Here is a 20,276-nt window from a genome sequence, read left to right on the forward strand (position 1 = left end):
CCGAACGAGTTCCACCGTTTGCTACACAGACCCCCTACATCGGCGCAGGAGTACGACTTTGTCGGCGGGCCAGGAGGGCGCCGCAGGCCAGGGTCGCGACGATTTGGCTGACGGCGCTGATGGTCTTTTGGGTGTACCAGACCGGCTCGTACATGTTGGGCAGCGGACCCAGTTTGCCCGGGTCGCTGTAGTGGTAAATGAGGACCGCAGCGAGTCCTCCCGCCGCGACCAGGAGGGCGAACGCCGGGGCGAGCCGGTTGCGTACGAACAGGACGAGCAGAGCGGCGAATGCCGCGAGGCCGGCTTCGATACGGAACAGGTCGCCCTGGCTGATGGTCGCGGTGTTGGCGTCGAAGCGCGGAGCGAGGTCGGCGTGCACGTAGGCGTCAACGGCGAGGGCTGCTGCCGCGATCAGGCGCAGAGCGAGTTCCAGGGGGCGTGGCCGGTCCGAAGCGTGGAGTGGGGTGTGGCGCATGGGGTGTACCCCCTGACGGTAGGGACGAGACGCGGCGGCGCCGGGCGGGTGTGGCGGCGCCGCCGGGCGGGGCTGTCAGCGCACGGTGAGGGTGCCGGTCATGGACGGGTGAATGCTGCACAGGAACGCGTACTCACCCTTGGTGCGTGGGGCGGTGATGGTCGCACGTTTGCCCTTGGCCAGGTTGCCGGTGTCGAACTCCTTGCCCTCCTCGGCGGTGAGGGTGTGGGGGCTGCTGTCCTGATTGATCACCGTGATCTTCTGGCCCGGGGCGACGGTGATCCGGGCGGGGCTGAACTTGAAATCTTTGATCGTTACGGTCATCGAGGTCGACGCGGTGGTCCCGGCGCTGCTTGAGGGCGCTACTTCGCTGCTGGAGGTGCTGGGGGAGGGCGGCGAAGAGTCGGAGCACCCTGTGGCGGCCATGGCCGCCACGAGGACCACGGCCAACAGGGCGCCCTGGGTGCGGGAGGTCTGCCCGTGGCGGAGAGGGGATGCGTACATGGCGGGCACCTTTACGAAAGCGGGCCCGCCGCGCGGGCTTTGGTCGGGGACCCCGGCTGCCCGGCAGCGCGTGTGGTGGCTGCCGGGCGGGGGTGTCTACACGGTCAGCTGGTCGGGGCTGACTGCCTTGTCGGTGGTGAAGAAATCGGCCGGTACGGGGTACTGGCCGAGTACGAAGTGGAGGATCGCGGCGTGCATGGCTTCTACAGGGGCGATCGTCGCAGCGGTCTTGATTCCGCCTTCGCTCTTCACGTTCGCCGCGGCGAACATGTACGTCTCCGTCGCCTGGTCCTCCAGTTGCAGGGCCAGCTTGGCTACTCCGGTGACGTCTTTGACCTTGCCGAGCGCGTCGACGACGGCTTGGTGACCGGAGAGCGGGACGCCGGAGATGGCTTTCTTCCCGGCCCCGGTCAGTACCGCGTTCCACGCTTTGGCGTGGTCGGCGTGCTGGCTCATGGCGGTCTTCGCGAAGGTGGCCACCGCGGGCGGAACCTTCCCGAGCTTGCCCGCCGCGGCGGCGTCCAACGCCGCTTTGTACGCCCCGACGGCCTGGTTCTCCAGCGCGGCAGCAAGCGCCACCACCTTGAAGTCACCGGTGTACATCGAGGAGGGAGAGCCGGACGGGGACCCGGAAGGCGCGCCCGCGGCCTTCACCGTCTTGTCGCTCGTACAGGCTGCCAGGGCCATCGCGGCTCCCACCCCGCCCAGGCCGAACAGCAGCCGGCGCCGGTCAAGACCTCGCGACAGGCCTCTGGCGGTTCCGGAAGGCTCGCCCGCGTCACCGGCAGCGTCCAGGGAGCGGATCTCCTCCGTCAGGTCGTCCGCGGAGGCGAGCATTCCCGGCATCGACTCACGATGGGCCTCATCCAGCTCACCGGTCAGTTTGTGCAGCTCGGACTCAGTGATGGGCAGCTCCCAATCACGGCTCATTTCAGTGCCCCTTCATCGATCGGGGATGCCTTGGACGTGGGGTAGAAGGCGTCGGGGAAGCCGACGCTGCCGGCCGCGGCCGGCAACTGATCCACCTTGGTGGGGATCGCGATGAGGTTCGCGGCCCCGCCCTTGAGGAGCGCCTGCACGGCCAGCAGCGTGGCCCTGTGCTGTGCTTCGACCGGGGCAACCGAGGCGAACAGGCTGCGCAGCTCCGCGTCGGAGACCTGCCCGATGTTCTTGGTGTAGGTCTGGGCCGCGACGTCTTCCAGGGTGATGGCGAGCGCGACAACATCGGCCGGGGTCTTCAGCGTGGGCAGCGCCTTCTTGACCACAGCGGCATACTTCGGATCCGGGCCCCTCTGCTCCTTGCCGCCGGCCTTGATCGCGGCCGCGTTGAACGCCTTGCCATGGGCCTGGTGCTGCGTCGTCGTCTTGGCGATGAAAGCCGCCACCGTCTTGTTGCCGTCCTTGATGAACGGCAACCCGGCGGCGGTCTGGTACACACTCACCGCCAGGTTCTCCAGCGACGCGGCTGTCTGCAGTGCCTTCACGTCGTCACTGGTGGCTGCCGCCGCCCGGCCGGCACCCATCGCGGCCGATACCCCGGCCAGACCGGCGGCCGCGCCCCAGCGCCACCAGCCCGAGCGGGACGCAGGCTGTTGTTCGGTGTAGTTGTCCAGAGCGGACCGTGTGATCCGCAACGCATCACTGTTGAGGTCCTCGGACTGCTCTGTCAGGTGTTGAAGCAGCCGAGAATCGATCTCTTCCCTGCTCATACGACCTCCTCTCGTGTTCGCGACTATCGCGACCAGCACAAGCCATCTGCTCACGAAGCACCGCTGACCGCCTGGGAGGCAGCGCCGAATGGCCGTCAAGTTCCTTCGAAGGGGCGACGCGCCGAACCCCTCCCTTGACCTCCTCGGCCAGTTCGGTGAGGGACGGCTATCCGGGGCTGGTCGAGAGGGACCCGGGTACGCGGGCACGGTGATGACGCTGGCAGGGGGACCGCCCGGTGCCTCTCCTGCTGCTGCTCTCCGAGCGGTCAGGACGCATTTGCTGAAGGGGCTCCAGTCCGGCTGGCAGAGAACCTCGTCTGGTCGCGTGCGAGGCCCATCCGCTGAGCCGCGGGTTCCGAATGGAGGGCGTGAGCATCATGGGTAGGGACTTGGCGCTCACCGCGCTCACCGGACCGCTGTCGCGATATGCGGCGCTGGCCTGTCGTCGAGCTGGATTTCGGCAGTCGTCCGGCCCGAGGCCGGTAACGGCGGTGGGCGGTGCGGCCATCGCCCTGGCGTCGGCACCAGGTCGATGGCGGGGAGTTCCGCAACTTCGATGAGAACGACTAGCTCATGCTGGAGCTGGGCACCCCACCATCGCCGAGCGAGGTCTACATGCTCATGCTGAAAGCCGTTTGCGGCCATGCCCCGAACGCCACCGCCGCCGTCTTCATCGTCCTGAAGTCCAAGGAATGGCGCGAGTTTTGCAGTGGCCCTGGCCAGGCCGCTGCGCACCCCGAAACTCGCGAGCGCAGCGGCCTTGTCATGAAGGCCGAGGATACAAAAGACTAAATCAGTCGGCTGTGGAGTACTGGATATGCGGAGGGGCGGCTTGATCGGCCTCGCCCCCTTGCCCCCTGTCCCACGGCATTCGTCACCAGCCCGATTGGAGTCCCCAGTGGCCGCAGTACCTGATGTCAACCAGCACGTGCCCGACTTCTCGCTCCCCGGCGGAGTCTTGGTGGGCGACTCCTTTGAGCGCCGTGACTACACCCTTTGCGAAAGGCGCGGTCACCCCTTGGTGCTCGCGTTCTACCCGGGCGACGACACGAGCGTGTGTACCAAGCAGCTGTGTTCCTACTCCTCAGGTCTCGACGTGTTCCGAGGTTTCGGGTGCGAAGTGTGGGCCATCAGCTCGCAGTCGGTTGACAGCCACGAGACACTCGCCAGGCGGCACGGCTTATGCGTGCCACTGCTGGCCGACACCGAACGTCAAGTAATCAAGGCGTTCGGAATTGCTGCTCCTGGCATCGGTCTGCGCCGGTCGGTGTTCCTCCTCCGGCCGGACGGCGTGCTGTACTGGAAACACTTAGCGCTGCTCGGCGCCGCTTACAAGGATGTGGGAACGCTGACGCGCCGCCTCTCGGAGCTCACCTCCACATGAGTCCGAGGCGAGGTCGGTCGCCCGGCTTTGTCCAGTCAGCTCCCGGGTGCACCAGATCTGCTCGGCCTGCTGGCGGATCAGAAAACATGGCCGGCCAGGCGACAGATCCCTGAGCTGCGGGCTGCCGTGCGAGGTCGTGGCCGGGTAGGAGCGACCATCGGTGCGACGACGCATGCCGACTGCTCCGAGGGCCTCTCGTGGATCCCCAGCGTATTTCGCTCGAAGGGGTTCTTCAGATTAGTGGTAGAACTCAAACGATGTTCGATAAACGCCTGTTGCGCATCATGTGCAATAACGTGGGCGTCACTCGTAAGAGGGCAATTCTCCAGGGAACATCGGAATGGATTTCTTCCCGTCCGCGCCTATGTGCGTCTACCGCTGACCTGCGGGTACGCAGCTTCCGGAGTTGCGCGTGAAGAGGGTCCCGTTTCCTGTTCGGCGTTTCGCTGGTGCTGTTCATGGTTTCCTGCAGGCTGCGCATGTATTTGCGTGGCGATATTGCCGACCGGCGAGAAGCTCTGTCCTTCTCGTGGAAGCCGCCCGGACGCTTTGATGTCCTGCCCGCTGGGTCGTCTCATTCGCCTCCCCACCGCATATCCATGTCCCGTTGCTCGGCAACGGGACATGGTGTGCCGACGAGAGGACCCGTTCGTGAAGAATCCATCTCCGCAGCCGCGCTCGCGCCGCAGGCTCGACCAGTCCATGGTGGTCCTGGGTGCAGGTGCGCTGGCCACATCTCTGGCCGTGCTGACGCTTGCCCCCGGCATCAGCGCAGCTTCCAGCCACCGTGAGGCTCCGCTGATCGCGGGGGACCCGCGGGCGGACAACACGGACGTGTACGCGTTCACCAGCCCGAACCGCGACGACACGGTCACGCTCGTCGCCAACTGGATCCCGTTCGAGGAGCCCAACGGCGGTCCGAACTTCTATGCGTTCGCGGACGACGCCCGCTACCACATCAAGATCGACAACACGGGTGACGGGCGCGCGGACGTCACGTACACCTGGCGCTTCAAGAACAAGATCCGGGACGCCGCCGACCAGTTCCTCTACAACACCGGCCCGGTCACCTCGCTGAACGATCCTGACCTGAACTTCCGTCAGGTCTACGACCTGACCGTCACCGACCGCGGCCGTACCCGCACCCTGCTCCACAACGCGCCCGTCGCGCCGTCGCGCACGGGTGAGGCGTCCATGCCCGATTACGGCGCTCTGCGCGGCATGGCCGTGCGCAAGGCTCCGGGTGGGGCGAAGGCGTTCGCCGGTCAGGCCGAGGACCCGTTCTTCGCCGACCTTCGGGTCTTCGACCTGCTGTACGGCGGTGATCTGAGCAAGCGCGGCCAGGACACCCTGGCCGGCTACAACGTAAACTCCGTCGCACTGCAGATCCCCAAGAAGCACCTCGCCCTGCGCGGCAGCACCACGCGCAACCCGGTCATCGGCGTGTGGTCGACCACCGAGCGCCGCGGGGCCGGTGTCACGGACTCCCGTTCCAAGACCCACACCGACTGGCGCCAGGTCTCTCGGCTGGGCAACCCGCTGGTCAACGAAGTCGTCGTACCCCTGAAGTACAAGGACGCCTTCAACACGATCTCCCCGAACCAGGACCGCACCGTGCAGCCGGTCGTGGACAAGGTCTACGACCCTATCCTGCCCAAGCTGATCGAGAAGGTGTACGGCATCCCGGCACCGGCGACGCCGCGCAATGACCTCGCGGAGATCTACCTGACCGGTATCTGCAAGGCCTGCGGACCGATCAAGGCCGACCTTAACGCGCACCAGCTGAACAAGGACGCCAACCGGCGCAAGATCGTCCCGGCCGAGGAGCTGCGCCTGAACATGGCCGTCCCCCCGACCGGCGAACCGCAGCGGCTCGGTGTCCTCGCGGGTGACCTGGCGGGCTTCCCCAACGGCCGCCGCCTGGCCGACGACGTCGTCGACATCTCCCTTCAGGCCGTCGAAGGCGCCGCTCAAAGCGGCGAACTCGTCCCCGCGCTGGCCGAAGGCGACAAGGTCGACACCAACGAGGTGCCCTTCGGAAACGGGTTCCCGTACCTGGCGCTGCCGCACACCAAGCACGTCAACAGCGGCACCGGCGAAGGCGTGCGGCAGTCGGCGCTGAAACCCGCCAACGCTGCCTCGATCGGCGGTGTGGGCGCCCTGCTGCTCGGCACGGGCATGTTCCGCCTGCGCCGCCGCCGCGCGACCCGCTGAACTGACTGAGCCGGTCCCTCGACTGTCTCGATGACCGGTCCCACAGGACCGGGCGGCTCCTCGACCCCGCCGCCCGGTCCCGCACCACCGCGCCCTCACCGCCTTGCCCTTACGGACCTCGCAGGAAGGCATCTCCGCGTGTCTGATCCCCCCGCGCTCCCTTCCAGGCTGCACAGCAGGCACCCACGGCTGCGCAGCGCGGTCATCGCCGTGGCGGCGGGTGCGACCCTGTTCGTGGTCGGTGCCATTGGCCTCGCTCCCACCAGTGCACCCTCCGGTGCCTCCTCCGTGCCCGGGGGCCGATCCGGGGCCGGCACAACTGCCGAGGGAGGCATCGAGGCGCTACGGGAGCGGCTGCGCCGACTGCCCGAGGATCACGACGGCTGGGCCGGCCTTGGCATGGCCTACGTACAGCAGGCGCGCACCACCGCCGATCCCGCCACCTACGCGAAAGCCGAGCAGGCCCTGCGCAAATCCATGGCGTTACAGTCGGGCGGCAACTACCCGGCGCAGGTCGGCATGGGGGCGCTGGCAGCCGCTCGGCACCAGTTCACCGCGGCACTGGAATGGGGCACCAAGGCGGCGGCCACCAACCCGCACGGTGTCGCGGCCCAGGGCGTCCTCGCCGACGCCTACACGCAACTGGGCCAGTACCAGGCCGCCTTCACAGCGGTGCAGCGCATGACCGACCTGCGGCCCGACAGCGCCTCACTGGCGCGCGCCTCCTACACATGGGAGCTTCGCGGAGACCCCCGGCAGGCCCGTTCCCTGATGGAACGTGCGCTGACCGCTGCCGCCACACCCGCCGACGCGGCCTTTGCCCAGGCCCATCTCGCCATCCTGGCTCTGGAGTCGGGGGATGCTGCGGGCGCCCTTGGCGAAGCCGAGAAGGGCCTCAAGGTCCTCCCTCAGGAGGCACCCCTTCTGGAAGCCCGGGCACGAGCCCACACGGCCCTCGGTGACACCCGGCAGGCGATCGCCGACTACACGAGGGCCATCGCGATCGCGCCGCTGCCGCAGTACCTCCTCGGCTTGGGAGAGCTGCAGCAGTCGCTCGGCCACACCGGCAAGGCCCGGGCGCAGTTCCGTCTCCTGGCCGCGCAGCAGCAGCTGCTCGAGGCCGGCGGGGCCGTACCCGACACCGACGCGATCCTCTACGAGGCCGACCACGGCAGTCCGGACCGCGCTCTCGCTCTGGCCCGCCCCGCCGTACGCAGCAGACCCTTCCTCGCCGTACAGGACGCCTACGCCTGGGCCCTGCACCGCACCGGCAACGACACGGACGCGCTCGAAGCCGCCGACAAGGCGCTCGCGCTGGGCACCCGCAGCGCGCTGTTCCACTACCACCGCGCGATGATCCGCCAGTCGCTCGGCGACACGAAGGCCGCCCGCCAGGACCTCACCCGGGCCCTGGCCATCGACCCCCACTTCCATCCCCTGCACGCCCCCGACGCGCGCGCCGCGCTTGAGCGAATCGACCACACCCGATGAACCACACAAAACTCCGCCGCCTCCAGGCCGCGGCGCTCGTGGCCGCTGCCGGCACCGCGCTCGTGGGGGTGAGCGCACCTGCGGCGTCCGCTCACCCCTTGGGGAATTTCACGGTCAACTACGCCACCAGCCTCACCCTGGAGACCGAACGAGTCCAGGCCCGTGTCGTGGTGGACCGCGCGGAAATCGCCGCCGCACAGGAACGCCCGAATGTCGATGCGAACAGCGACGGCATTATCAGCAGTGTTGAAGCCCTGGCCTACGCCCGGTCCCGCTGCGCCACGCTCGCCGCACAGCTCCGCGTCGATGTTGATGGCAGGCCCGTTGTCTGGAAGCCGACCGGTGCCGGGCTCACGTACCAACGGGGTGAGGCCGGGCTGAAAACCAGTCGCCTTGAGTGCGGCCTCACCGCCCCGGCCGACCTGCGTGCCCCCAGCGACATCGCCGTACGTACCACCTACGCCAGCGGACGCATCGGATGGCGCGAGATCATCGCACGCGGCCAGGGCATCGCCCTCACCGACTCGGACGTGCCGAAGGCATCGTCCACCGGCGAACTCCGCACGTATCCACAGGGTCCGCTCGCCACGCCCGTGGACGTGCGCACCGCGGCCCTGCGCACCGAACCGGGTCAGAGCACCGCTGTATCCTCCCTGCCCGACTTGCCGGGGGCCGGACCCGTCACTGCTGCACTCACCACGGTGACCGGCACGTTCAACGACCTTGTCGGATCGCGGGAGTTGACCCTTCCGGTCGGCCTGATGGCCCTCGTCCTCGCGATCATTCTCGGTGCCTCGCACGCGGCTATGCCGGGTCACGGAAAGACCATCATGGCCGCCTACCTCGCCGGTCGGCGCGGCACACCCAAGGACGCCGTCGCGGTCGGTGCCACCGTCACTCTCACCCACACCGCGGGGGTCCTTGTCCTCGGACTCCTTCTGCCCGTCGCCACCACTCTGGCCGGGGAGACCGTGCTGGCCTGGCTCGGCCTGACCAGCGGCCTCCTCGTCACCGGGATCGGCCTTTGGCTGCTCTGCACAGCCCTGCGTAAAGGCACACCGCACACCCACCAGCACCAGCACCATCACCACGGGCACGGGCACGGGCACCATCACCACAGCCATGATCACAGCCATGGCGATCAGCACCATCACGGCGAGAGGCCCGGTCAGGACGGCAGTGGTCGGCACCTGTACGGAACGCTGTCCCGCCTGCTGCCGGGCCGTCGCCTGCCCACCGCCGCACAGGACGCGAGACACGCGGGAACAGTCGTCGTCCTGACCAAGGGGCAGGACGACGAGCCGCTCCCCGCCACGAGCCCGGCCCCCGCCCCTGCCCCCTCACCCGAAAGGGCGTCACGCGGCGGTCTGATCGGCATGGGAATCGCCGGTGGCCTCGTCCCCAGCCCCTCAGCCCTTGTCGTACTCCTCGGAGCCGTCGCACTGGGGCGCACGGCATTCGGCGTGCTGCTCGTCATCGGCTACGGACTGGGCATGGCGGCAACACTCACCCTTGCCGGCCTCATCCTTGTACGCCTACGCGACCGCATCGAGGCGGGCAGCAGGCATGCCACCCAGTCCACCCGTTGGGTATGGGTTCGACGATGGACCCGATTCGGACCCATCGCGACGTCCTCCCTCGTGCTCCTCGTCGGCCTGGGACTTACCCTCCGAGCCGCAGCGGGCCCATGGTGAACCCACACGCAGGAAATTAGTTCAGTCAATAGGCCTCGCCGAAGCCAACGGGCGGTCTGCGCGGCTCGAACGAGAACACGAACGGCCTGCTACGGCAGAACTTTCCCAAGGCACCGACCTGGCCCGTTACAGCCGCGAAGACCTGGACGCCGCCGCTGCCGAACTCAACAGCCGCCCAGCTAATGATCACGACGCCGTGAACCGGCACGGCTGCCGCATCATGGGCACATGGAAATCGAACTGCTCTACTTCGACGGCTGCCCGAACTGGCACACCGCCGAAGAACGGCTCGCCGAAGCACTGACGCGGGCCGGACGTCCTGGCCAGAGCGTGAACCTTCGCGCCGTCGAAATGGACCAGGACGCCCAAGCCCAGCACTTCACCGGATCACCCACGATTCGAGTCGACGGCAACGACCTCTTCCCGCCCACGGCCGACACCTACGGACTGACCTGTCGCGTCTACGCGACCCCGGACGGACTGGCCGGGTCACCCACCGTCGACCAGCTCGTCCAGGCACTCAACTCCAAGGCCTAAGATCACGTCACACACCGTGTTGCGACGACCCCTGGAATTCGCCCACCTGAGCTTCCGCCCCTGTGCTAACGTCCTGCTGACGTTTGGCTGTCACGTCCCGCACCGGTAAGCAGCGCCCGCCGGTCGACCTTCCCCGTCGATGTCCTCGGCAGCGTGTCGTGGAACGCGAAATGGTGCGGGACCATGCAGTACGGCAGCCGCTCACGGCAAGTCCGCATGAGCCGGGCCACGTCCGCGGCATCGCACTCCCTCACGACCACGCACGCCAGCAGCCGGTTGGTGACGGCCTCGTCGGGGACGGGCACCACCGCGCACTCCGCCACCGCGGTCGGAACACTAGAGGCACTCCGGCAACTCCGGGCGTTCCTTGGTGCGTACGGCGGGGAGCCAGGCCGTGGGGAGCTTGGAGCCGGCCGGGAGGCGGACGCGGAACCAGCGGGTGGACCGCCGGTCCTCCTCGTCGATGATGGGCTCCCCGTCGGGCACCTGGCAGTCGGCAGTGAGAACGTCGCCGTGCCACACCCTGGTCGGTACGACGTTCTCCGCGGTGTAGGGCTGCACGGGATCGATCGCCATACCCAAGCTGCACCGCGGGTCCCGGTCGACCCGCTCCCGGCAGCCCCGCTCCGCGTTGTACACCCGGATTGTGCCGGGCGTCGTGGCGACCGCACGGCCGGGCGGCGTGACCGAGGTCGCCCGTACCGCGTCTGAGCACAGGGTCGCGCCGACGATCCCGCACAGCGCGGTGGCCAGGACGGCGGCGCGGGCCCGGCCGCCCAGCCGGCCCGCTCCCGCCTCGGGTGTCTCCTGGTGGGCGGCGATGCGGGCGAGCAGTCTCTCGGCGGTGTGGGGGGCGCGGGCCTCGTGGGTCGGGGCGAGGCAGTCGGCGGCCAGCGCGCGCCAGAACGGCGGCACGGCGTGGTCCATGCGCAGCGGCGCACGCCCCTCGCCGTACTCCTGGACCGCGGCGCCCCGCGCCACGGGTGTGGCCCCGGCGAACGGTGAGCCGCCGGAAGCGAACACCTCGTGGATGACGATGCCCAGCGCCCAGATGTCCGCGGTCGGCCGGACCCGCACGCCGAGTTCGCCGAGGGGCGCCCTCCAGCGCTCGGGCGGGAAGTAGTCCAGGGTGCCCATGGGCGGCGCGTACCCGTGTGTCCCCGTCAGCTCGGTGGCGAGGCCGAAGTCCGAGAGCTTCACGGAGCGGTCCCTGCCCAACAGGATGTTCTCCGGCTTGAGATCAGCGTGGACCCACCCTGACCGGTGGAGATGGGCGAGTCCGTCGCAGATGCCCGCGATCAGCCGGCCGCGATCGGCCTCGGGCACCCCCGCGTCGACCAGTTCCCGCAGGCTGCCGGCGGCCCGTTCCATGACCAGCACGATCGCGCCCTCCAGGGAGGGGCGGTCGGGTGCGGCGAGAACGAACGACTTCATGAGTCCGATCAGCCGGGGATGCCCGGCTCTGCGCCCGAGTTCGACCTCGCGGCGGGCGGATTCCACGATCCTGCGCGCCTGGCGTGGCGCGAGCCCGGCGGTCGGCATGATCTTGAGTGCGACGTCGGTGGGGCCCGGAGGCGTGGCGGCCTTGCCGGTTCGGTCCGGGTGCTCGTCGGCCGGTCGCGCCGCGTACACCGTGGACCAGCCCCCGGAACCGATCAGTTGGGTGACCACCCAGTTTCCGACCTGATAGCCGGGTGGGAGCAGGTCCGTCCGGTCGCATTCCGTGGTGCCCCCCAGGCCGTGCGACGGTCTCATCGTGCGGCCTGCCGCTCCCGCCCGCCGGCCCCTGCCAGGGGCGGCAACAGCGCGAGGTGCTCCTCCCGTACGAGCCCGAATCGCAGCGCCAGCCCGACGATCTCCTCCCGCTTGCCGTTGCGGCGGTCGCCCTTGCCGGGCTCGTGGACGTCCGGGACGCTGATGCGCAGTTTCTCCTCGGCGAGGTAGTCGATGTGCGAGCTGACCGCCCGCGCGGTCAGCTCGCCACAGGTGAGGTGCCCCCTGAGCCGCTCGACGATCTGGGGAGTGGTGGGGACCGCCACGCGCGACTGGTCGCGCAGGCGCGGTTCGCAGAGCGTGACCAGGACGAGGAAGTACCTGGCCGTCTCGTTTAGGGAGTACGCGGTGACCGTGCTGTTCCCCCAGGGGACACCCATGGCCTCCGGGTCCAGATAAATGTGGTCGGGAGCGAACACCTGGAAGGAGATCGTGACGTCACCGCGCGTGGGCAGTACGACACGCGAGAACTCGAACGGGATCGGCGCTCCGACCCGCCGCGGCGGAACCCTCAGGTATTCCCCCGCTCCCTCCGGGTTCTCCACGAGATAGCTGTGGGTGGTGCTGTGGTTCGTCAACTGCCAGTGGTCGTCGGTCACACGAATCTCCCCGGCGAGGCGGGAGATCGCCGGGTCGTCGAGGCGCAGCTCGACGGGGATCGTCTTGGAGCCGCCCCGTCCGAAGCGGGCGACCTCGCCGGGACCCAGCCGTAACGTCACCGCGTCACCGTGCGGTTCGCCGCCGACGGCGCCACCGCTTCCCTGCGGCAGATGGACGACTACGCCGCTCACCGTTCCCCCCGTTCCACGCGTCGCTGTCGGACCAGCGGAACGATACTCGTTTCTCAGGGGAGTTCACCGGCGTACTTCGGCCACATCGCCGGAACCGGCCGCCCGGGGCCGTGGATGCCTCGTTCCAGACCGCCCCCGGTGGGGAAGGTCACCGTACGGGGACGGCAGGAGCCCGGGGCAGGGGGAGGGGCGGCGCGCACGAAGCACCGAAGCCCCGTTTACATGGCGAGATTCGCATGCTCCGCTCAGAGTGCGGGGCTGCCCGACACAAGGGGCGCGACCGTGCGATCCCCGAAGGCCGTCCACGGCTGCCACCCGCCACTCGGCCGGGCCTGGACGCGGGTCCGTATCCCGCCCGCGACGGTGACGGCGAAGACGTGCAGCCGCCCGGCGGCGTCGAGCGCCGCCGTGGGCGTGGCGACGAGCCGGATGCCGGGCTCACCGAACTCCCCGCCGGGATGCGCGTCCCCGCCAGGAGCGACCTGCCAGCGGTGGCCGAGTCGGGCTCCGCCGGGCGTGAGGGAGAACGCCTCCAGTCGGCCGTCGGCGTTCACGGCGAACGCCGGGGCGGCGGCGCTCCAGCCGAACAGCGGCAGCCACTCGTCCCAGCCGCCGCTCGGCTCGGCCTGCCGCCGGACGAAGGTTCCCACGCCCGAAGGTCCGATCGCGGCGACGGTGAGACGGCCGCTGCCGTCCCAGGACACCCGAGGCGCGGCGCCGGCCGCGGTGCCGAATCGGTGCCATGACGCGGTCCAGGGGCCGCCGGCGGATTCCTGCCAACGGTGGTCGATGCCCGAGCCACCGGGGGCGAGGGCGAACACCTCCAACCGGCCGTCGGCGTTCGACGCGACAACCGGTGGCGCGCCCGCTGCCCCGCCGAATCCGGGCTCCCACGGGTCCCAGGCCGGGGACCCGGCCGACCTCTGCCGTCGCCGCGCGACGGAGGCGCCGCCGGGGCTCAGTGCGAAGACCTCCAGCCGACCGTAGGCGTCGCGGGCGACGGCAGGGGCGGCACCGGCCGGGCCGCCGAACTCCTCCCAGTCGTGCCAGCCGCCGTCCGGCCGCTGCACCCGGTGGTGCAGGTTGGCGCCGCCCGGGGCGAGCGAGAACACCTCGAGCCTGCTGTCGGTGGTGCGTCCGAGCGTGGGAACCGCACCGGCCGGCCCTCCGAAGGGCTCCCATTCCGACCAGCTGTCCGTGTGCGGGTCGAGCTGGACGCGCCGCAGCATCGCGCGGTCGGTGGCGTCGAGTGCGAATACCGTCAGGCGGCCGTCGACGTCGAGGCCGGCCACCGGGTTGTCGGGGCTCTGCCACGGCGGTGGCGTGTCCCGCCATGACAGGGGAGTCATGTACAGCCCGTTCCGGAACCAGCCCGCGGCGCTGGCGTACCAGGTCTCCCCGTCGCGGACCACCTCCACGGAGTGACCGGGCACATGCCCCGCGCTTCCGGCGAGCTCGAAATGGAACGGGTCCCGCGACGCGAGGACGTCGGTGCCCTCGTAGCCGTTGCGCGGACCGATGAACAGGTAGTACCAGCCGTCTCGTTCGACGACGCACGGCGACTCGGTGACCGAGACGGTCGCGTCCGTGCTCGCGTCGGTGAACGCGACACCCGGCTCGCCCCAGTGCAGCAGATCGGCGGAACGCCGGTAGGCCACGACATGGTGGCCGCCCGGTCCGGAGAGTTCGGTGTAATACATGACCCACTCGCCGCCGACCCGCAGCACCATCGGGTCACGCGCCGCGAGCCCCCGGAACAGCGGGCCGGACGGTTCGCGGGTCCAGGTGAACAGGTCGGTCGACGTGGCGAGGTTGATCGCCGCACCACTCGCGCCGCCCGCGGCGTAGAACATCCAGAACCTGCCGCCTGCCTCGACGACGTGCGGCGCCCACAGGTGATCCTCACCGATATAGGACGGGTCGACGATGAGCGCGTCGGGGTGGCTGGTCCACGGTCCGTGCGGGCTCGGCGCGGAGGCATGGGCGAAGGAGATCTCCGCCGCGCTGTCCGGAGATTCGCCGCGCGGCGCGCTGTTCCCGACGATGCCGAACAGGTGCCAGCGGCCCTGAGTCTCGATCAGCGTGTGATCGTTGAGATATCGCGGGCCTGCGGAGGTGGACGGGTCGTAGACGTGAGTGAAGGGTCCCGCGCCGACCCGGTGAGGGGGCGGGGCGTCCTGGGAGGTCGCGGCGACGGCCGGGCCGGCGCCCAGGAACGGGAGGGCGCCGGCGCCGGCCGCGCGGCGCAGCAGGCTCCGTCTGCTGATCGGAAGCATGAGTTCCTTCAGAGGGGTCAGTCGACGGCGGGGCCGGCGGAGTTGTTGAGCCAGATCCAGCCGGACCAGGTGGCGAAGCCGGTCTGCCATGTGTGGAAGGTACCGGCGTGGCTGGTACCGAAGACCTCGATGCGGCCGTCGGCGTTGCTGGCGGCGGTGACCTCGGTGCCGCCGGTACCGAAGGGCGCCCAGTCGCTGTAGGGGGCGTTCACGGCGGTCTGCCAGATGTGCATGACGGTGGTGCCGTTCATGGCGAAGACTTCGACGCGCCCGTCGGGGGTGCGTTCGCTGGTGAGCTGTGAGTGGCGGGGCCGCCCATGGGTTCCCACTCGGACCAACTGGAGGGGCCCGTCTGGTACTTGTGGAAGACGCCGACCGGGCCGGAGGCGAAGACCTCCAGGCGGCCGTCGGCGTTGTGGTCGACCGTCAGATCCTGGCCGCCTTCGCCGAATCCGGCCCACGAGGACCAGCCGCCATTGGGGGCGCTCTGGTACCGGTGCTGAAAGGTGCTGCCGTTCAGAGCGAAGACCTCCAGGCGCCCGTCGGGTGTCTTCCCCATCTCCACCCGGCTGTCGGCGGGGCCGCCGCCCGCGGACTCCCATTCCGACCAGCCGCCGTTTGGGGCGACTTGATACCGGTGGAAAAGCCCGGCCGGGCCTGACGCGTAGACCTCGATGCGGCCGTCGGCGTTGACACCGGCCGCGGTGTCCCGGCCGCCACCGCCGAAGGACTCCCATCCCGACCAGCCGCCGGACGGGCTCGATTGCCAGCGGTGCTGGAAGGTGTTCCCGTTGATGGCGAGCAGTTCCAGGCGGCCGTCGGCGTTCGGCGCGAGGGCGAGTTCGGCGTTGCCGGGCCCGCCGAGCGATTCCCACTCCGACCAGTTCCCGTTGACCTCCTGCTGCCAGGCGTGGTGGATGCCATCGGCTGCGGCGGCGAAGACCTCCAGGCGCCCGTCCGCCGACCGCGCCGACACGACCCGGCCAGACTCCGCCGGATACACCAGCGGTTGGGGCCGCGGACCGCTGCCCGGGGTGCAGGGCAGCACCACGCCGCGCTCCGCGAGGTAGACCTCGGGGTCGATACCGTAGGAGGTGGACCGGTCTCCCCAGATCCGCAGATGGAGGTGGGGACCGGTGGAGTTCCCCTCGGCGCCCATCAGGGCGATCTGCTGGCCGGCCACGACGCGGTCGCCTACGGAGACGTCCCGCCGGACCATGTGCCCGTACTCGGAGATCCTCCCGTCGGGGTGCAGGACCCGGATCCACTGGCCGTAGCCCGCCTCGTACCCGGAGATGGTCACCTCGCCGTCGCCCACGGCGTAGATCGGCGTCCCGACGTCGTTGGCGATGTCGACGCCGTTGTGGCCGCTGTGGAAGTGCTGGGACACGAAACCGGTGGCCGGGCAGGCCGCGGTGGCGGCGACGGCGGCGGTCCGGGCGGCCGCGGCCGGAGTCGCGGGCAGCAGCGTCGGCAGCAGCATGGCGGCTGTCGACGCGAGAACCCAGGTCAGTGCGCGTCGGGAAAGCCCTGGAAGCATGAGCCCTCCTCTCTTTAGCAGTCTCGGGGCGAGTGGGATGGACGGGTTGGGGCCGTGCGGACGGGCGGTATGGAAGCTAGCAACAGCGCGGGCCCGAAAGACCCCGGAAGGTTACGGACTGACAGGCGGGAGCACGTCGGCTAGGCGCCTGTTGTCGCTGGTCATCGAGATTTCATCGGTCCTCCTTAGCATGGCCGCGTTCAGACGACGGCCCGTACGACAGGGGGAAGGACGGCGATGGCACGGAGGAGATACAGAGCGAGGCTGCCGATGGCGGTCATGGCCGCTGTGGCGGTGATGAGCTCGCTGGTGGCCACCGGGTCGACGGCCACGAGGGCGGCCGCCGACGGACCGGGGCCGGACAAGCCGACGATCCGCTACACCGAGTACGGAATCCCGCACATCATCGCCTCGAACTGGGAGGGGCTTGGAACGGGCTACGGATACGCGGCGGCCAAGGACAACATCTGCACCCTGGCCGACACCTATCTGATGGTCAACGCCCAGAGGTCCCGCCACCTGGGGCCCGAGGGCAAGACGAGTCCCGGCCAGAACCAGAACACCACCACCAACCTCAACAGCGATCTGTACTTCCAGCGGATCAAGGACAACCAGGTGGTGGAGCGGCTCCTCGACAAGCCCGCTCCCGACGGGCCGGAGCCGGAGGTCAGAGAAGCCATTCGCGGCTATGTCCAGGGATACAACAGGTACCTGACCGAGACCGGCGTGAACAACATCACCGACCCGGCCTGCCGCGGTGCCGCCTGGGTGCGGCCGATCACGGAACTGGACGTCTACCGGCACGCGCATGCCGAGATCATCATGGGCAGCGCCGACGCGCTGCTGGACGGCCAGATGAACGCCGCACCCCCGGGGGCCTCGCCCGCCGCGCAGCCGGCGTCCTCACCCGCGAAGACCGCCGCGAAGATCCGCGACGCGATGGCGGCCAGCCGCCAACAGAGCATGGGCAGCAACGCGTTGGCCGTCGGCTCGCAGGGCGTGTCCGACGGCACCAGCATGCTGCTGGCCAACCCGCACTTCCCGTGGCAAGGCAAGAACCGGATGTGGCAGAGCCAGCTGACGATCCCGGGCAAGACCAACGTCTCCGGGGCCAGCCTGCTGGGATTCCCCGCGGTGAACATCGGCTACAACGAGAACGTGGCCTGGAGCCATACGATCGCCACGGTGGCCCCGTTCGGGCTGTTCGACGTACAGGTGGATCCGCTGAACCCCACCAAGTACCTGGTGGACGGCGTCTGGGAGCAGATGACCTCGCAGCGGGTCGGGGTCGACGTGCTGAAGCCGGACGGCTCCCTCTCCAAGGTCACCAGGACGTTGTGGTCCACCCGCTACGGCCCGATCACCACCTCGATGCAGGGCGTCGCGCTGCCCTGGGTGGTCAGCGCGCACGCGGTACGCGACGTGAACATGGACAACCTGCGGGCGCTGAACAGCTGGTTCCGGCTCAACCAGGCCAAGGATGTCCATGACGTGGTGAACACCCTGGAGACCACGCAGGGCGTCCCCTTCTTCAACACCGTCGCCTCCGACCGCAAGGGCAACGCGCTGTACGCGGACATCCAGGCCACCCCGAACATCACCGACGAGCACGCGCGATCGTGCCTCACCCAGACCGGTCAGCTGCTGTTCAACCAGTCACTACGGCTGCCGAACGTGCCGCCGATCTCCATCCTCGACGGCAAACGCAGCGCGTGCGACTGGCCCGAAGACCCGAACGCGGCCGCGCCGGGACTGCTGGACCCGAACAAGCAACCACGCCTGATCCGTTCCGACTTCGTGGGCAACGCCAACGACAGCGCCTGGCTGGCCAACCCCGAGCAACCGCTGACCTTCCCCCGGGTGATGGGCGACACCTCGGCGCCCCGATCGCTGCGTACCCAGGAACTCATCCTGACCGCGCAGAACCGGATCAACGGCACCGACGGCCTGCCTGGCAAGGGCTTCACACCGGAGACCATGAGGCAGTTGCTGTTCGCCGACAACAGCAGGGCGGCCGACCTGGCCCTCAACGCCACGGTGACGATGTGCCAGAACGCCCCCTTCGGGCTCATCCTGGTGGACGGCAACCTGGTCAACGTGAGCGAGGCATGTCCGATCCTGGCGGCCTGGAAGAACCACGACTACACGGCGGACAGCAGGGGGTCCTGGCTCTTCGCGAACTACTGGTCCCTCCTGCTCAATGGACAGGGAATCGAGAAGCTGCCGTGGCGGGTGCCTTTCGACCCCAAGGACCCGGTGCACACGCCCAATTCGCTGGACACCGGTAGCTCCGCCGTCCGTGAGGCGTTCGGGCGTGCCGTGCTCGCACTGCGCAAGGCGAACATTCCACTGAACGCCCCGCTGTCGGACATCCAGAAGGTCACCCGCGGTGGTGAGCAGATCCCGATCCACGGCTCGATCAGCCAACTCGGTGTGCTGAACGTGATCACTCCCGGCCAGGTCGACGGAAAACTGGACATCGTCTACGGGTCCAGCTTCATCCAGCAGGTGCGGTTCACCGCCGACGGTCCGCCGCAGGCGTCCTCCGTCATGGCCTACTCCCAGTCGGCCAACCCGAATTCGCCGCACTACGCCGACCAGACCAAGCTTTTCTCGGCCGGCAAGTGGGTGACCGAGCGGTTCACGGAGGGTCAGATCGCGGCTTCACCGGAATTGCAGACCAAGGTTCTGAACTGAGAATGCCGACAAGCTCACAGAGGGGAACGCAGTGACAAGGAGAGCGCATTGGCGGCGACTGGCGGTGGCGTGGATGCTCGCCGCCGTGGCCGTGGTCGCGCCGACGGGTTCGGTACAGGCCGCTGACGGAATCACCGCGCCGCCGCCGATGTCGAACGGTTTCGGCCTGACCCAGGTCGGCGCGGCGACAGGAAATGCCACCAACTTCTACCTCACCGTGACCACACCCGAGGTCGCGGGCGAGCAGCACATCAAGATAGTTCTGCCGAGCGGCTACTACGACGCCCCGGACCGGCGCTACCCGGTGCTGTACTTCCTGCACGGTTCGCCCGACGATCCGGTCCAGCAGACGTATCCGGCGCTGTCGATGTCGGACCAGATGATCACCGTCATACCGGACGGTGGCGCTCGGGGCTGGTACGCCAACTGGCTCAACCAGAAGACCGCGGCCGGTGCCCAGAACTGGGAGAACTTCCACCTCAAACAGGTGGTTCCGTTCATCGACGCGAACCTGCGGACCATCGCCACCAAGAAGGCCAGGGCCATCGCCGGCGTCTCCATGGGTGGGTTCGGCGCCTTCCACTACGCCCAGGCCCGTCCCGACCTGTTCAGCCACACCGCGTCCCTGTCAGGAGACATCGATCTGTCGGCCAGGTCCATGGACCTCCGGCTGGCCGTCGTCGCCACGCTCATCGACGCGTCGGGCGCGATCTGCGCATCGGCATCCGGAGCCTGCGACCCCAACGACTCTCCCTACAAGCCCGGTGTGGACAGCGACGCCGCGTTCGGCTCGCCCTACCCGGTGTTCAACGCCGACCGGCGGTGGAACGAGGTCGACCCGTCGCAGCACATGGACCGACTGGCCAAGGCCGGAGTCGGGGTTTCCGTCTACGTGGGCGACGGAGGCGGCTCGCCCCTCGAGATGGAGTTCTGGGTCGCGGGCGCGGCCAAGAACGTCAAGGCCGCCATGGACGCTCTGGGTATGTCCTACTACTACGTCAACTACGGCGACGGGGCCGCCTGGGGCACCCAGTGCAACGGCGGCCACAACGCCGGCTGCTGGGAACAGGATCTAAGGGACCTGATCCCCAGGCTGGAGAGGGAATTCGCCGTCTGACGGCAAGCGCCCGCCGTCGTCCCGCCCGCCGCTGGTGCGGTCTGCGGGACGACGGCGGGCGCGCGTTCCGGAGC

16 protein-coding genes and 2 pseudogenes are annotated in these 20,276 nt (G+C 69.0%); 9 read left to right on the top strand and 9 right to left on the bottom strand.

Translation table 11 applies throughout. The annotated features are described in order from the left end of the window. Positions 1–34: 34 nt before the first annotated feature. From QMK30_RS20155 to QMK30_RS20170, 4 genes are all read right to left on the bottom strand, one after another. Positions 35–475 carry a hypothetical protein gene (locus QMK30_RS20155; protein ID WP_283519681.1) on the bottom strand — a complete coding sequence of 147 codons (441 nt, stop codon included), beginning with the start codon at positions 473–475 and terminating at the stop codon, positions 35–37. A 75-nt stretch (positions 476–550) separates the two neighbouring features. Next, positions 551–979, bottom strand: a complete 429-nt coding sequence (locus tag QMK30_RS20160) for a cupredoxin domain-containing protein (protein ID WP_283519682.1) — start codon at positions 977–979, stop codon at positions 551–553. A gap of 96 nt (positions 980–1,075) precedes the next feature. Beyond that, positions 1,076–1,909, bottom strand: coding sequence for a ferritin-like domain-containing protein (locus QMK30_RS20165; protein WP_283519683.1), 834 nt, complete (start codon positions 1,907–1,909; stop codon positions 1,076–1,078). Next, entirely contained in the window at positions 1,906–2,688 is a 783-nt protein-coding gene (locus QMK30_RS20170; RefSeq protein WP_283519684.1) for a ferritin-like domain-containing protein, read from the bottom strand. Before QMK30_RS20170 ends, QMK30_RS20165 begins: the two co-directional genes overlap by 4 nt. A gap of 573 nt (positions 2,689–3,261) precedes the next feature. Here QMK30_RS20170 and QMK30_RS20175 point away from each other — a divergent pair. The 7 genes and pseudogenes from QMK30_RS20175 (at position 3,262) to QMK30_RS20205 (ending at position 10,008) form a co-directional block, all read left to right on the top strand. Then, the gene (locus QMK30_RS20175; RefSeq protein WP_283519685.1) at positions 3,262–3,480 is read left to right on the top strand and encodes a hypothetical protein; all 219 of its coding nucleotides are present in this window, start codon (positions 3,262–3,264) and stop codon (positions 3,478–3,480) included. Positions 3,481–3,586: 106 nt separating this feature from the next. After that, complete coding sequence (locus QMK30_RS20180; RefSeq protein WP_283519686.1) at positions 3,587–4,072, top strand: peroxiredoxin; 486 nt, start codon at positions 3,587–3,589, stop codon at positions 4,070–4,072. Between the two features lie 702 nt (positions 4,073–4,774). Next, the gene (locus tag QMK30_RS20185; RefSeq protein WP_502963179.1) at positions 4,775–6,286 is read left to right on the top strand and encodes a DUF4331 domain-containing protein; all 1,512 of its coding nucleotides are present in this window, start codon (positions 4,775–4,777) and stop codon (positions 6,284–6,286) included. 138 nt (positions 6,287–6,424) lie between these two features. Next, on the top strand, positions 6,425–7,777 hold the full coding sequence (locus tag QMK30_RS20190; RefSeq protein ID WP_283519688.1) for a tetratricopeptide repeat protein: 1,353 nt from the start codon (positions 6,425–6,427) through the stop codon (positions 7,775–7,777). Further along, positions 7,774–9,471 (top strand): nickel/cobalt transporter, encoded by a 1,698-nt coding sequence (locus QMK30_RS20195; protein WP_283519689.1) that lies wholly within the window; start codon positions 7,774–7,776, stop codon positions 9,469–9,471. Before QMK30_RS20190 ends, QMK30_RS20195 begins: the two co-directional genes overlap by 4 nt. A gap of 59 nt (positions 9,472–9,530) precedes the next feature. Beyond that, positions 9,531–9,775 (top strand): annotated as a pseudogene (locus QMK30_RS20200) (hypothetical protein); the annotation flags it as partial. Beyond that, complete coding sequence (locus tag QMK30_RS20205; RefSeq protein WP_283519690.1) at positions 9,700–10,008, top strand: DF family (seleno)protein; 309 nt, start codon at positions 9,700–9,702, stop codon at positions 10,006–10,008. The pseudogene QMK30_RS20200 and the gene QMK30_RS20205, both read left to right, overlap by 76 nt. 65 nt (positions 10,009–10,073) lie before the next feature. Here QMK30_RS20205 and QMK30_RS20210 read toward each other — a convergent pair whose 3' ends face one another. From QMK30_RS20210 to QMK30_RS20230, 5 genes and pseudogenes are all read right to left on the bottom strand, one after another. After that, positions 10,074–10,331, bottom strand: coding sequence for an AMP-binding enzyme (locus tag QMK30_RS20210; protein WP_283519691.1), 258 nt, complete (start codon positions 10,329–10,331; stop codon positions 10,074–10,076). A gap of 13 nt (positions 10,332–10,344) precedes the next feature. Further along, on the bottom strand, positions 10,345–11,763 hold the full coding sequence (locus tag QMK30_RS20215) for a serine/threonine-protein kinase (RefSeq protein ID WP_283519692.1): 1,419 nt from the start codon (positions 11,761–11,763) through the stop codon (positions 10,345–10,347). Further along, complete coding sequence (locus QMK30_RS20220) at positions 11,760–12,572, bottom strand: FHA domain-containing protein (RefSeq protein WP_283519693.1); 813 nt, start codon at positions 12,570–12,572, stop codon at positions 11,760–11,762. The genes QMK30_RS20215 and QMK30_RS20220 overlap by 4 nt, the downstream gene beginning before the upstream one ends. A gap of 245 nt (positions 12,573–12,817) precedes the next feature. Then, positions 12,818–14,848: a DUF8189 domain-containing protein gene (locus QMK30_RS20225; RefSeq protein ID WP_283519765.1), complete on the bottom strand. Its 2,031-nt coding sequence runs from the start codon at positions 14,846–14,848 to the stop codon at positions 12,818–12,820. Between the two features lie 17 nt (positions 14,849–14,865). Then, positions 14,866–16,388: pseudogene (locus QMK30_RS20230) on the bottom strand (DUF8189 domain-containing protein). Positions 16,389–16,697: 309 nt separating this feature from the next. Between QMK30_RS20230 and QMK30_RS20235 the strand changes: the two are divergent. Further along, a complete protein-coding gene (locus tag QMK30_RS20235) occupies positions 16,698–19,085 on the top strand; it encodes a penicillin acylase family protein (protein ID WP_502963175.1) in 2,388 nt (795 codons plus the stop codon). A gap of 73 nt (positions 19,086–19,158) precedes the next feature. Beyond that, positions 19,159–20,202 (top strand): alpha/beta hydrolase, encoded by a 1,044-nt coding sequence (locus QMK30_RS20240; protein ID WP_283519694.1) that lies wholly within the window; start codon positions 19,159–19,161, stop codon positions 20,200–20,202. Positions 20,203–20,276 lie beyond the last annotated feature (74 nt).

Source organism: Streptomyces sp. H27-C3, from assembly GCF_030063415.1.
GTDB lineage: Bacteria > Actinomycetota > Actinomycetes > Streptomycetales > Streptomycetaceae > Streptomyces.